The organism is Prosthecodimorpha staleyi, assembly GCF_018729455.1.
Classification (GTDB): domain Bacteria; phylum Pseudomonadota; class Alphaproteobacteria; order Rhizobiales; family Ancalomicrobiaceae; genus Prosthecodimorpha; species Prosthecodimorpha staleyi.
On record NZ_JAHHZF010000014.1, the window covers coordinates 37,796 to 50,610 of the forward strand.

Genomic DNA, 12,815 nt, shown 5'->3' on the forward strand with positions numbered 1-12,815 from the left:
GAGCCGCCGCCTCGGCTTCAGGCGCCGAGATCCGCGACCGTCTTGAGCGCCGCGCCGACGACCTGATCCATGTTGTAGTAGCGGTATTCGGCGAGCCGGCCGACGAAGGAGACGCGCGTCTCTGCCGCGGCCAGCTTTCTGTAGCGCTGGGCCAGGGCCTCGTTCTCCGGGCGCGGGACGGGATAGAAGGGCTCGCCGTCGGCGCAAGGGTATTCGCGCATGATCGAGGTGCCGGCGGCCTGCTGGCCGGTCAGGTGCTTGAATTCGGTGATGCGCGTGAAGGCGTGGTCGTTGGGGTAGTTGACTTGGCCGACCGGCTGGAAGGTCTCGATGCCGGCCAGATGCTCGTGCTCGAAGCGCAGCGAACGGTAGGGCAGGCGGCCGTAGCGGTGGCCGTAGAAGCCGTCGAGCGGACCGGTGAAGATCAGGTGATCCCACGCGATCGCGTCGCGAACCTGGAAGAAGTCCGTCGCCAGCCGGACCGTGATCCGCGGGCTCGCCAGCATCGCCTCGAACAGGCGCGTGTAGCCGGCGGCCGGCATGAACTGGAACCGGTCGGTGAAATAGCGGTCGTCGTCGCCGGTGCGCGTCGGGATGCGGGCGGCGACGCTCGCCGAGAGATCGGCCAGGTCGAGGCCCCATTGCTTGCGGGTGTAGCCGCGGAAGAAGCGGTCGCAGAGATCGGTGCCGACGCTCGCCAGCACGGCGTCCTCGCTGGTCCGGATCGGGTCGATCGGCACCCGGACGGCGTCGAGATGGGCGCGGATGCCGGCCTCGTCCAGGGCCCAGCCGTAGAGCCCGTTGATGGTCGTCCGGTTGATCGGGATCGGCAGCAGCCTGCCGTCGACCGAAGCCAGCACCCGGTGCTCGTAGAAGCGCCAGTCGGTGAAGCGGCTCAGATAGGCGAAGATGCGCTCGGCATTGGTATGGAAGATGTGCGGGCCGTAGGGATGGACCAGAATGCCGTGAGCGTCGGGACGGTCATGGGCGTTGCCGCCGATATGGTTGCGCCTGTCGATCACCAGCACGCTGCGGCCGGAGGCGGCCAGACGCTCCGCGCAGACCGCCCCGGCGAAGCCGGCGCCGACGACGAGGCAATCGACCTTCACGGCCGGCCCCCGTCGATCGATCCGCCCGCCCGCGCCGCCATGACGGCCATGGCCGGCCTCAGAGCCGGTCGAGCGGCAGGCCGGCGCCGACGGCGATTCGGGTTTGCGCCTGCACGGCGCGCGCGGTCGGGATCACGTCCTCGATCCGGCCGACCACCGAATAGCTGACCTCGAGACCGGGTCGGATGAAGCCGGAGCGGCGCATGTGCTCGAGCAGTTCGGCGAGCGGGTGCCAGAAGCCGCCGATGTCGGCGAGCACGATCGGCTTGGCATGCTGGCCGAGCTGGACCCAGGTCATCTGCTCGACGACCTCCTCCAGCGTGCCGATGCCGCCGGGCAGGGTGACGAAGGCGTCGCACTGCTCGAACATGATGCGCTTGCGCTGGTGCATGTCCTGCGTGACGACCAGTTCGCTCACCTCCGGCAGCATCACCTCGCGGTCGACCAGGAACTGCGGGATGACGCCAAGCACCGTACCGCCGCCGTCGAGCACCGCGCGGGCGACGGTGCCCATCAGGCCGATCGAGCCGCCGCCATAGACGAGGCGGATCTGCTCGCGCGCCATGGTTTCGCCGAGCGTGCGGGCGGCGGCCTCGAAGGCCGGGTCGGCCCCGAGCGCGGAACCGCAGAAAACGCAAATGGATCGAATCTCGCTCATTCTGTTTCTGTGGCGGCAGGCCACGGTCCCGTCAAGCATGCCCGATCCCGCGGGCGGCCGCCCGCGCCCCGGTCGATCTGTGACATGCCGGCTCCTCGCCGCGGGCGGCTCGGCCCGTGGCATCGGGGCTTTTCCAAGCAGAAGCCATGCCGCCGGATCAGGCGCCCGGGCCGACACCTCCGTCGGGGCGTGTCCATGGCGGCACAGTTTTCCCTCTCCGCCCCTTATGGCGACGGTTTGCAACGTCTATATACGGCCGGCGCGCATACCGCGTCCCCGCCCCAGGATTTGGACCTCCACGATGACACCGCACCAAACGGCGTCCGCGCCGAAGATTTCGGCGGACAGCGGCCGCACCTTCCAGTCGCTCAAGGCACTGTGGCCGCATATCTGGCCGCATGATCGCGGCGACCTGAAGCTGCGCGTCGTCATCGCGATGGCCTTCCTGCTGGTCGGCAAGGTGCTGACCGTCCTGCTGCCCTATGCCTACAAATGGGCCACGGATGCGCTCGCGCCCGGGGCGACCACGCCCACCCCGGTGCAGTTCCTCGCCGCGCCGGTGCTGCTGGTCATCGCCTACGGGGTGATCCGGATCGTCTTCAACGGCTTCAACCAGCTGCGCGACGCGCTGTTCGCCTCGGTCGGCCAGCATGCGGTGCGCCAGCTCGCCAACCGCACCTTCCGCCACCTGCATGAACTGTCGCTGCGCTTCCACCTGCAGCGGCGCACCGGCGGCCTGTCGCGGATCATCGAGCGCGGCGCCAACGGCATCGAGACGATCGTCCGCATGACGATCCTGGCCGGCATCCCGACCATCCTCGAATTCGCCCTGATGGCCGGCGTGATCGCCTGGCAGTTCGACTGGACCTATGTCGCCGTCATGGCCGTGACGGTCTGGCTCTATGTCTGGTTCTCGGTCAAGGCCTCCGACTGGCGCATCCGCATCCGGCGCGACATGAACGACGCCGATACCGATTCCATGTCGAAGGCGGTCGACAGCCTGCTCAATTTCGAGACGGTCAAGTATTTCAACAACGAGCCGATGGAAGCGGAGCGCTACGACCGCGCCACCGCCAAATACGAGAATGCCGCGACCCGCACCTATACGTCGCTCGCCTGGCTGAACTTCGGGCAGGCGGTGATCTTCACCGTCGGCATGGTGGTCACCATGGTGATGTCGGCCAATGCGGTGCTGGCCGGCACGCAGACCATCGGCGATTTCGTCATGATCAACGCGCTGATGACGCAGCTTTCCATGCCGCTTAACTTCATCGGCACGCTCTATCGCGAGATCAGCCAGGGCCTCGCCGACATGGAGGCGATGTTCAAGGTGCTCGACGTGCCGGCCGAGGTCGTCGACAAGCCGGGCGCGCCCGCCCTCGACGTGAAGGCCGGCGTGATCCGTTTCGAGGACGTGCATTTCTCCTACGACCCGGACCGCGCCATCCTGCGCGGCATCTCCTTCGAGGTGCCGGCCGGCCGGACCATCGCCATCGTCGGCCCGTCGGGGGCCGGCAAGTCGACCATCTCGCGGCTCCTGTTCCGCTTCTACGATGTCGGCGCCGGACGCATCACGATCGACGGGCAGGACATCCGCGACGTGACCCAGGCGAGCCTGCGCCAGCGCATCGGTATGGTTCCGCAGGACACCGTGCTGTTCAACGACACCATCGCCTACAACATCCGCTACGGCCGGCCGAGCGCCAGCGAGGCGGAGGTGCGCGAGGCGGCCCGCATGGCCCAGATTTCCGGCTTCATCGAGCGCCTGCCGAAGGGCTTCGACACCGAGGTCGGCGAGCGCGGCCTGAAGCTCTCCGGTGGCGAGAAGCAGCGCGTCGCCATCGCCCGCACCATCCTCAAGGCGCCGCCGATCCTGATGCTCGACGAGGCGACCAGCGCGCTCGACACCCACACCGAGCGCGAGATCCAGACCGCGCTCGACCAGGTCTCGCTCAACCGGACCACGCTGGTGATCGCCCACCGGCTGTCGACCGTGGTCAATGCCGACGAGATCATCGTGCTCGAGCACGGCGTGATCGTCGAGCGCGGCCGGCATCAGGACCTGCTCGACCTTGGCGGCCTCTACGCCTCGATGTGGGAGCGCCAGCGCGCCGTCGACGAGGCGCGCGAGCGCCTGCGCGCGACCGAGGAGAGCGACACGCTCGGCCTCGCGGTGAAGACGCGCCGGACCGATGCGGCAGCCGAATAGCGCATCGGCGGTTTGCCGCCTGTCAGGTCACTGGCTAACCCGGGGCCGATCCGGTATGATGGCAGTTCTGTAACGATAAACGTGCCGAGGACGGATTGGTGACCAGGCGTGCGAATGCGGCCGAAGCGGCCATGATTTTCGCGGCGCCCGAGCCGATCGCAACGTCGATTGCGGCGGCGGGAGGCTCCTCTTGAACATTGCTGCCGCCGTGGCCAAGCGCCAGAACGTCCTCATCGCGCTCGCGATTCACGCCTTCACGGCGTCCGGCATCGTGCTGGCGATGCTCGCTGCCGTCTCGGCCTACAAGCTCGACTGGCAGGCCTTCTTCGCCTGGCTCGGCATCGCCCTGTTCGTCGACGGCGTCGACGGGCCGATCGCGCGGCGCTTCCATGTCGAGCGCAACCTGCCGACCATCTCGGGCGCGGCCCTCGATTTCGTGGTCGACTACGTCACCTATGTGTTCCTGCCCGCCTTCGCGCTGGCGACCGGCGGCTTCACTTCGGCGCCGATCGCGCTCGCCCTGGCCGGCGTGATCGTCTTCACCAGCGCGCTCTATTTCGCCGACACGCGCATGAAGATGAAGAACAACGCCTTCCGCGGCTTTCCGGCCGTCTGGAACGGCGTCGTGTTCCTGTTCTTCGTCTTCCGGCCGCCGACCGAGGTGATCGTCGGCGTGACGCTTCTCCTCGCCGTGCTGACCTTCCTGCCGGTCGCCTTCGTGCATCCCGTCCGCGTCGAACGCTGGCGTCCGCTGACGCTGGCCGTCACGGTCGTGTGGTTCGTCCTCGCCGGCATCACGCTCGCCGAGAGCCTGGCGCCGCCGGCCGTGGTCGCCTGGAGCCTGCTTGCCACGAGCCTCTATCTTGCCTCGGTCGCTGCCGTGCAGCAGGGTCTCGACTGGTTCGACCGAGCCCGCCGCGGGCTCTGAGGCCGGGTCCGCGCCGGAACGGCCGGGCATCGCCGGCCCGGTCCGAGGGAGTCCTGCACCCGATCTTCGGCCTGTGCGCCAGTCCTCGTCTCAGCTGATCCCCGGGGTCTTCGACGCTGCTGTTCACGTCGTCTTCGACCCTGCCGCAGGCGCCGCCCCGCATTGCGCGCGCCGCACTTGATCTTTTTCCGATCGTCGTCAGGCTTCGCCGCGGCCGCTCCCCGGCCTGTCGTCCCGGCTCATTCTGGATGGTTCCGCCCCATGCACACGCTGTTCTATTCGCCCGCCGCCTGTTCGCTCGCGCCGCATATCGTGCTCGAGGAGATCGGCAAGCCGTTCGGCCTGGAACTGGTCAGGGCGGGCGTCGACACGGTCAAGCCGGATTGGTTCGCCCGCAATCCGAAGGGTCGCGTGCCGGCGCTGACCGGCGTGCCGGGCTCGATCGCCGGCGGACCGGATCTTCTGACCGAATGCAATGCGATCATGATCTATCTGGCGCGCACCAACCCGGAGGTTGGGCTGGTGCCGGCCGACCCGGCGCGCGAGGCGCGCATGATCGAGTGGATGAACTGGCTCGCCGCCTCCTTCCACGCCGCCGCCTACGCGTCGGTCCGCCGGCCGGGGCGCTTCCTGGACGATCCGGCCCTGCATCCGCAGATGCAGGAGAAGGGCATGCGCACCGTCAAGGAGCATTGCGCCCTGATCGACCGCATCCTGGGCGACGGGCGCGACTGGGCTGTGCCGGGCGGCTATACGCTGGCCGATCCCTATCTCTTCACCTTCTATGTCTTCCTCTACCGCTTCGAGGGCTTCGACCGCTCGCCCTATCCGGCCTGGACGGCGCATGCCGCCAAGGTCCTGGAACGCCCGGCGGTGCGCCGTGCGCTTGCCCAGGAGGGGATTGCCATGGAACTGCCGGCCTGATCCGACGCCGGACGGGAATGCCGGCCGTCAGACCGGACGGCATCCTCCCGTTGGTGGCCTCGCGGATCAGAGCGGACCCGGCCCCTCGGAGGTCGCCCCGGCCGCGTGTGACCTGACTTTCCAACGCCGCCAATCCGTGCCAAGTCTGCCGCTCCGTCGGCGTATTTCTGCGCCAGACGCTGACGGGGCGTGTGGGCTCGTTCCGCGCGGCCGTCTATTCGTTGCCCGCTCCGGCATGGAGGGACCCGTCCCCGATGAATTCCGTCGTCAAGTCGATCGCCGCCGCCATTCCGAAGGTCAACCGGGAGGGCTATCCCTTCGTCGCCATCGCGGCGGGGCTGACCCTGGTCGCCAGTTTCATCTGGTCGCCGCTCGCCTGGATCCTGTTCGGCCTGACGATCTGGGTCGTCGCTTTCTTCCGCGATCCGCCGCGCGTGACCCCCGTCGCGCCGGGGCTGGTGATCGCACCGGCCGACGGGCGCGTGTCGCAGATCGGTCCGGCCGTGCCGCCGCCCGAGCTCGATCTCGGCCATGAGGGCTGGATCCGCGTCTCGATCTTCATGAACGTGTTCAACTGCCATGTGAACCGCGCTCCCGTCGGCGGCCGGATCACGCGCATCGCCTACAAGCCGGGCAAGTTCCTCAATGCGGAACTCGACAAGGCGAGCGAGCACAACGAGCGCAACGGCCTGGTCATCGCGACCGACGACCGGCCTGGTGCCGGCGTAACCATCGGCGTCGTCCAGATCGCCGGCCTGGTGGCGCGGCGGATCGTCTCCTGGGCGAAGGAAGGCGAAACCATTGCGCCCGGCGACCGCTTCGGCATGATCCGCTTCGGCTCGCGGCTCGATGTCTACATGCCGGCAGGGACGGTGCCGCTGGTGGCGATCGGACAGACTACGATCGCCGGTGAGACCGTGCTCGCTGATCTGTCGCGGCCGGGCAGCGGCCATGAGGTGGTTCGGGTCAGCTGATCCGGCCACGCCCGTCCGCCGAGCTTCTGGAGGCGACCTTGGACGACCTGTTTCCGCCCGTGGTGCACGAATCGACCAAGACCGGCCGCCGCTTCGCGCGCCTGCGCGCGGTGCCGTTCCGCATCGTCCTGCCCAACCTGGTCACGCTCCTGGCGCTGGTCTCCGGGCTGACCGCGATCCGCATGGCGCTGGAGGCACGGTGGGAATGGGCCGTCGGCGCGGTGGTGGTCGCCGCCCTGCTCGATGCCGTCGACGGCCGGGTCGCGCGCTGGGTCAAGGGCACCTCGAAATTTGGCGCCGAGCTCGACAGCCTCGCCGACTTCGTCAATTTCGGCGTGGTGCCGGGGCTGCTGCTCTATATCTGGATGCTGAGCGAGGTCCGCTCGCTCGGCTGGCTGGCCGTGATCGCCTTCGCGATCGCGATGGCGCTGCGGCTGGCGCGCTTCAACGTCATGGTCGACAAGCCGAAGCCGGATTGGCACGCCAATTTCTTCACCGGCATGCCGGCCCCGGCCGGCGCCATCACGGTCCTGTTGCCGCTCTATCTGAACGATTTCATCACGATCCCGCACAATCGCGCCGTCGCGGTGGTGCTGTCGATCTACGTGCTGTTCATCGCCTTCATGGCGGTGTCGACCATTCCGACCTTCTCGGGCAAGAAGATGGGCACGCGCGTGCCGCGCGAGCGGATCATCCCGCTGTCGGTGCTGTTCGTATTGTTCGTTGCTGTGCTGGCGACCTATCCGTTCCCAGTGCTGGCCCTCTTGGCAATCGTCTATCTCGCCTTCATTCCCGTCGGCTGGAACTGGTATCGCCGGCATGAAAAAAGAGATCGCGAGGCGGCCGCACAAGCGCCGACTGGCGATGTGGCTCCGGACGGCACTGCTCCGGTATCTCCTGCCGAGGGCGTCTGAGCGCCGTTCAATATCGATTTCGGAAGGTCGGAAACCTCTCCGACCCACTTCTCATGGCTTCGCAGCTGAAATTCGAGTAGCGATTGGCGAAGGAGGCTTTACGTTTCGAAGCCAGGGCGTCACGGTGTCGTGATCGGGAGCCGCGGCGTCATGACCCAGACAGGTGTCAGGGCGTAAGGGTTCCGCCGTGCAGTGCGGTCCAGAGCCGGATCACACTGTAAAATATCAGTGAGTATAACCAGAGCCGTGCCGGGTTCGACATGAACGCCCACTTCAAGGACAGCCAGTCTTCGTCGCCGATGAGCGTCCGGGCGCAGATCGAGGCATTCAAGCTCGAGCAGTCCAGCCATTCGGACCGGATCGCGCATGCCAAGATGCTGTTCGATACCGAAGGGCCGACCAACGAAGTGGTCGACCGGGTGCGCGAGATCGCCGGAAGCTTCGGCTGGTTCGGCGAGAAGCTCCGGGATCGGACCCGCTGTATCCTGGCCAATGTCTATGCGGAGCGCGGCGATTGGATCGGTGCCTATCGGGCTCTCGGTTCGGTCCGCGGGCGGGGTTGGCCGATGGTCGTCCAATACGGCTCGACGGCGTGTCTCGCGGCCTTGCACGAACTCGGTTACGCCGCCGTTCCCGTGATCGCGGAATGCGCCAGGCTGATGCCGATTGGCGACCGGCGGATGCTCGAATTGCAGCAACTGCTTTCGGACCGCTCGAAGACGATCGCGGTGGTCGGCAATTCGCCGGTTCAGATCGGCCGCGGGGCCGGTGCCGAGATCGACGCGCACGATATCGTCATCCGCTTCAACAATTTCTCCGAGGACGACCGCTTCACGGTCGACTACGGCCGGAAGACCACCATCTGGGCGCGTAGCGGCGGCCATATCGATGTCTGGCGGCGCCCGCCGGGCGGCTTCGAATTCGTCCTCTTCTCCGGAGCCGACCGGCGCTACCACGGCGCACAGGCCTGGGATGTCCTGGAGACGGAACGTGCGGGCGGTCGTGCGGCCTTCGTGCCGACCCGGATCTTCGTCGAACTCGTCAAGGCCCTCGACCGCGTGCCGAGTGCCGGGCTTTTGATCCTGCACTGGCTGCGCAAGATTCGCGGTCCTCTCGCGGCCGGCGGCGTCTCCTATTACGGCTTCAAACTGACCGACCAGAACGACGGAACCAACCGGCACTATTTCGCCAATCCGACCCAGGCGAAGGGTCGTCACGATTGGGATGCCGAGGCGGCCTATCTGGCGACCGTCATTCTCGGCTGACGCTTTCGCCCCTGCGAAGCGATCGCGCCGCAGTCACCCCGCGGCGGCCACGCTGCCGTGCCCCCCGATGCTGCAACGACTGTTGCGCTCCGTGTGAGCGGTGTCCGATCCGGCTCCACGGATCCGGGCCGTCGCAACGTGCTGCTGCCGGACATGCGATTCGAAGCATCATCTGTGCCTGATTCGCTATTGAAATTTCACAAGAATTGCCGCTGAGCGCACTGTCCTGCGCTGCGCCGGATGATCTGACTCCGCGCCGTTGTGGCGAGGGGCCTTTCTCTCGTTTTCGGGTTCCGGCTCTCGGTCCGCGTCACTTCCGTCGGTTGGCGCCCCAATGCGGCGACAGGATTTCGACAACGGGACAGAATTCATACGAGATACTACGAAGCATTTTCTCATGCATTTGCCATGCCGATGCCAAAGATAGGCTGTTGAATGAATGCGCCAGGGCTCATTTTAGGCAAATTGCTTGGGGTCTGAGAAAACAAAGACTCTTTTATTGTGCCTTGCCAAGGAATGTAAACAAGTGTAGAGAGTCCAAAAAATGAGGATCCTGGAAGTTAAAATCGATTTCATGAACGTCACGTGTGAGTGTCATGCCGCAATGTAAGGTCGCCATACTTTTTGTCAATTTGAAGGGGAATATTGGCGATTTTGCAATTCTGCATTCTATGCTTGAAATGCTGTCCATTCGCCATCCGGATTGTAGCTTGCTTGTCATTCCGGCCCGCTACCTTCCGAGGGACGAAGCGCGAATGGCGGCATTTGCCGCGGCACTGGGCCGGTCGTTCGACCTGGTCGACATGCCGATCCGCGAGCAACGGCCGCCCCTCTGGCGCTGGCTGGTGCGGAGAGGCTTTCCGGCGCTTGCGCGCGCTCTCTATTATCGCCTGATGCAATTCCGGGCGCTGCGGATCATTCCGCATGTATCCGGGGCCCAGGCGATCTACTGCGAGAACGGAGATCAGTGGAACGGCTTTGTCGGTCTCGACATGCTGGCCACGGTGACGGCGCTGAAGCGGTTCGTAAAACCGATCCGCACCTTTCCTTTTTCGATCAACCCGGCAACCCCGGCTTTCCTGACGCCCGCCCTGCTGCGGAGCGGCTTGGGTGGTCTCGACCTGCCCTTGACCGCGCGCGATGTGATCTCCCTGGAGGTGATCCGTTCGCTCGATATCGAAGCCCGCCTTGTCCCGGATTGCGTGCACTGGCTGGCGCCGATGGCGGCGTCCGTCACCCCCAGGGCCGGCCGCGATCCGGAGCGCATTCTGATCGCCGCGACGGGAACGCCATCGAAGCTGAAGTCTACGCTGGACGCGGCCGTCCGGCGGTTCGAAGGGCGGCCGATCTGCCTCGTGACGACATGCGAGCGCGAGGACGGGGCGATCTATGCGGAGATCGCCGCGCATCACGGCATCGAATGGATAGCGCCGATGACCTGGCAGGATCTGGTGGCCGAGTTCAAGATGGCCCGGGTCGTCGTCACCAATCGGCTGCATGGGCTGATCCTGGCCGGCCTGGCGGGCGCGCCCGTCCTTCCGGTCTGCGACCGCAAGAAGGCGGAGGCCTATGCGATCGAGACGGGGGTCCCGCATGCCGCCCGCGATCTCGACGCGGTGGAGCCGGAACTCGTCGAGGCCGTCGCCCGCGACCGCGAGGCAGTCCTCGCCTGCACCGTGCGCTATCGCGAAACCTGCCGCGCCGCGCTCGAAGCATGGCTGCTGTGAAGCCCGGCGGTCGGGTGGCCGAAGCGGCGCGGCCCGAAATTCGGGCGTCCGGCTGAGCCCATGCGAATATGCGCGTCGGGACGTCGGCGATGCCTTGCAGGCGCCGCCGGCACGACGCGCGGCCGATCCGGCTCAAGCAGGCCGTCCGGGAACACGATCGAGAGATTGGCCGGAGCGCGCGAGAGAAAGACCCGGCGGGCGATGGCCGGCAGAGCGATGACGGTTCGGGGGTGTCCGCTGCGACCGGGAAAGCTTTGCAAAAACAAATTCATACACGGCATCATGCGGCTTGTAGTGACCGGGTGACGCTGGGCCCGCGCCGGATCGGAGCATCGGTGAGCACCGGTCACATCCCGAGCCTTTCGGGGCGGTATCAGGGGTCGAGCGCCTGGACGCGTTCGGCCAGCGAGGCATCCGGAAAGGCTTCGCGAAGTGCCCGCAGGGCTTCGGCATGACTGCCCGGACGCGCCATTTTCAGGATCAACCGCATCGCGGCAATTCTGCCGTCGATCTCGTTGCCGGTTGCTTCGACATCACGCCGTTTCGTCGTGGCCATGTGACGCTGGGCCCTGGTCATCCAGACCTCCCGTCGCGAATCACCCCCCGATCATTATGGACACAACTTGCGTCATGACCATAAGGAACCTGATCGGGGCTCGGACTTTCCCGTCTCGACCGCATGCGACGGTGCGGTTAGATTCCCGCTACGAAGTCAACGCGCGTAACCGGCGCGGGTTCCTGGATGGCGGAGGGTTCGATGTCCGAAATGTCTCAACGGCCCGAAATGCGGCGCAGCCGGCCGGACCCGCTGCTGTCCCTTCTCGCCTGGAATTGGCTGGCCGGAGCGGTGATCGCGCTGGTCCTGGCCGCGGCGGTGCTGGCAACCGACGTGGCGCATCTGCGCACATTGATCCTGAACTCGGACGAGCCCTGGATCGCCGTTCTGCTGTTGGTGTTCGGCTTCCTGGTGACCATGTGCAGCGTCACCATGGGCACTGCGATCATGGCGCTCGGGCGTGACCCGGAGGCCGGTTCGCGTCCGCGCGGCGGCGTTCCTGCGCTCCTCGGCCGGTTCGCGCCGGCCCGCGCGCCGGCCGCGCGCCGCCCCGGCGGCGGTGCGGCAAGATCTTGAAATCCCGGCGGCTTCGGTCCAGCTTCGGGCGCCATCGGAGATATTCAATATGATCGCACCCGCCTATCCGCGCGACATGATCGGTTACGGCCGCACGCCCCCGGATCCGAAATGGCCCGGCGGCGCGCGCGTCGCCGTGCAGTTCGTGATCAACTACGAGGAGGGCGGCGAGAATGCCGTGATCCATGGCGATCCAGCCTCGGAAGCCTTTCTGTCCGAAATCGTCGGCGCCGCGGCCTGGCCCGGCAAGCGGCACATGAATATGGAATCGATCTACGAGTACGGCTCCCGTGCAGGCTTCTGGCGGTTATGGCGCCTGTTCACGGCGCGCGGGATCCCGGTCACCGTCTACGGCGTGGCGCATGCATTGATGCGCAATCCCGATGTGGTTGCGGCGATGCGCGAAGCCGATTGGGAGATTGCGTCGCATGGGCTGAAGTGGATCGACTACAAGGACTTCACGGAGGCGGAAGAGCGCGCCCACATGCTCGAGGCGATCCGGATTCACACCGAAGTCACCGGATCGCGTCCGCTTGGCTGGTATACCGGGCGCTCGTCGATCCACACCCAGAAGCTGGTGATGGAGGAGGGGGGCTTCCTCTACGATTCTGACTCCTATGCCGACGATCTGCCCTATTGGGTCGACGGTGGCCGGGGCCCTCATCTCGTCATTCCCTATACCCTCGACGCGAACGACATGCGCTTCGCCACCCCGCAGGGCTTCAACTCGGGCGACCAGTTCTTCACCTACCTGAAGGATAGCTTCGATCTTCTCTATTCCGAGGGCGAGACGGCGCCGAGGATGATGTCGGTCGGGCTGCATTGCCGCCTGGTCGGACGCCCCGGGCGCGCCGCGGCCCTGGCGCGGTTCCTGGACTATGTGCAGAGCCACGACGCGGTCTGGTGTCCGCGCCGCATCGACATCGCCTGGCACTGGCATGCGCATCACAAACCGGCCTGATGCGCGGCCTGTTT

General features: G+C 66.3%; 12 protein-coding genes. 9 read left to right on the top strand and 3 right to left on the bottom strand.

Annotation, left to right across the window (positions count from 1 at the left end):
• Window positions 1–17 precede the first annotated feature (17 nt).
• Window positions 18–1,109, bottom strand: a complete 1,092-nt coding sequence (gene glf, locus KL771_RS24090) for a UDP-galactopyranose mutase (RefSeq protein ID WP_261971057.1) — start codon at window positions 1,107–1,109, stop codon at window positions 18–20.
• Window positions 1,110–1,167: 58 nt separating this feature from the next.
• Window positions 1,168–1,767 carry an LOG family protein gene (locus tag KL771_RS24095; protein WP_261971058.1) on the bottom strand — a complete coding sequence of 200 codons (600 nt, stop codon included), beginning with the start codon at window positions 1,765–1,767 and terminating at the stop codon, window positions 1,168–1,170.
• Window positions 1,768–2,068: 301 nt separating this feature from the next.
• Between KL771_RS24095 and KL771_RS24100 the strand changes: the two genes are divergently transcribed.
• The 7 genes from KL771_RS24100 (at window position 2,069) to KL771_RS24130 (ending at window position 10,708) form a co-directional block, all read left to right on the top strand.
• Window positions 2,069–3,976 (top strand): ABCB family ABC transporter ATP-binding protein/permease, encoded by a 1,908-nt coding sequence (locus KL771_RS24100; protein WP_261971059.1) that lies wholly within the window; start codon window positions 2,069–2,071, stop codon window positions 3,974–3,976.
• 190 nt (window positions 3,977–4,166) lie between these two features.
• A complete protein-coding gene (locus KL771_RS24105; RefSeq protein ID WP_261971060.1) occupies window positions 4,167–4,904 on the top strand; it encodes a CDP-alcohol phosphatidyltransferase family protein in 738 nt (245 codons plus the stop codon).
• Window positions 4,905–5,165: 261 nt separating this feature from the next.
• Entirely contained in the window at window positions 5,166–5,828 is a 663-nt protein-coding gene (locus KL771_RS24110; protein WP_261971061.1) for a glutathione S-transferase family protein, read from the top strand.
• A gap of 254 nt (window positions 5,829–6,082) precedes the next feature.
• Window positions 6,083–6,802, top strand: a complete 720-nt coding sequence (locus KL771_RS24115) for a phosphatidylserine decarboxylase (RefSeq protein WP_261971062.1) — start codon at window positions 6,083–6,085, stop codon at window positions 6,800–6,802.
• A 38-nt stretch (window positions 6,803–6,840) separates the two neighbouring features.
• Window positions 6,841–7,716 (top strand): CDP-alcohol phosphatidyltransferase family protein, encoded by an 876-nt coding sequence (locus tag KL771_RS24120; protein WP_261971063.1) that lies wholly within the window; start codon window positions 6,841–6,843, stop codon window positions 7,714–7,716.
• 260 nt (window positions 7,717–7,976) lie between these two features.
• The gene (locus tag KL771_RS24125; protein WP_261971064.1) at window positions 7,977–8,981 is read left to right on the top strand and encodes a glycosyltransferase family 29 protein; all 1,005 of its coding nucleotides are present in this window, start codon (window positions 7,977–7,979) and stop codon (window positions 8,979–8,981) included.
• Window positions 8,982–9,577: 596 nt separating this feature from the next.
• A complete protein-coding gene (locus KL771_RS24130) occupies window positions 9,578–10,708 on the top strand; it encodes a polysaccharide pyruvyl transferase family protein (RefSeq protein WP_261971065.1) in 1,131 nt (376 codons plus the stop codon).
• Window positions 10,709–11,081: 373 nt separating this feature from the next.
• Here KL771_RS24130 and KL771_RS24135 read toward each other — a convergent pair whose 3' ends face one another.
• Window positions 11,082–11,285: a hypothetical protein gene (locus KL771_RS24135; protein ID WP_261971066.1), complete on the bottom strand. Its 204-nt coding sequence runs from the start codon at window positions 11,283–11,285 to the stop codon at window positions 11,082–11,084.
• A 180-nt stretch (window positions 11,286–11,465) separates the two neighbouring features.
• On the opposite strand from KL771_RS24135, the gene KL771_RS24140 reads away from it, so the two are divergent.
• Both KL771_RS24140 and puuE read left to right on the top strand, forming a co-directional pair.
• Window positions 11,466–11,840 carry a hypothetical protein gene (locus KL771_RS24140; RefSeq protein WP_261971067.1) on the top strand — a complete coding sequence of 125 codons (375 nt, stop codon included), beginning with the start codon at window positions 11,466–11,468 and terminating at the stop codon, window positions 11,838–11,840.
• Between the two features lie 49 nt (window positions 11,841–11,889).
• Window positions 11,890–12,801 carry an allantoinase PuuE gene (gene puuE / locus KL771_RS24145; RefSeq protein ID WP_261971068.1) on the top strand — a complete coding sequence of 304 codons (912 nt, stop codon included), beginning with the start codon at window positions 11,890–11,892 and terminating at the stop codon, window positions 12,799–12,801.
• Window positions 12,802–12,815: the final 14 nt, after the last annotated feature.

Excerpts from the sequence above, each read along its gene's own strand:
- KL771_RS24140 (WP_261971067.1), top strand. The coding sequence starts at position 11,466 with ATGTCCGAAATGTCTCAACGGCCCGAAATGCGGCGCAGCCGGCCGGAC.
- KL771_RS24095 (WP_261971058.1), bottom strand. The coding sequence starts at position 1,767 with ATGAGCGAGATTCGATCCATTTGCGTTTTCTGCGGTTCCGCGCTCGGG.
- KL771_RS24115 (WP_261971062.1), top strand. The coding sequence starts at position 6,083 with ATGAATTCCGTCGTCAAGTCGATCGCCGCCGCCATTCCGAAGGTCAAC.
- KL771_RS24100 (WP_261971059.1), top strand. The coding sequence starts at position 2,069 with ATGACACCGCACCAAACGGCGTCCGCGCCGAAGATTTCGGCGGACAGC.
- KL771_RS24110 (WP_261971061.1), top strand. The coding sequence starts at position 5,166 with ATGCACACGCTGTTCTATTCGCCCGCCGCCTGTTCGCTCGCGCCGCAT.
- KL771_RS24130 (WP_261971065.1), top strand. The coding sequence starts at position 9,578 with ATGCCGCAATGTAAGGTCGCCATACTTTTTGTCAATTTGAAGGGGAAT.
- KL771_RS24125 (WP_261971064.1), top strand. The coding sequence starts at position 7,977 with ATGAACGCCCACTTCAAGGACAGCCAGTCTTCGTCGCCGATGAGCGTC.
- puuE (WP_261971068.1), top strand. The coding sequence starts at position 11,890 with ATGATCGCACCCGCCTATCCGCGCGACATGATCGGTTACGGCCGCACG.
- KL771_RS24135 (WP_261971066.1), bottom strand. The coding sequence starts at position 11,285 with ATGACCAGGGCCCAGCGTCACATGGCCACGACGAAACGGCGTGATGTC.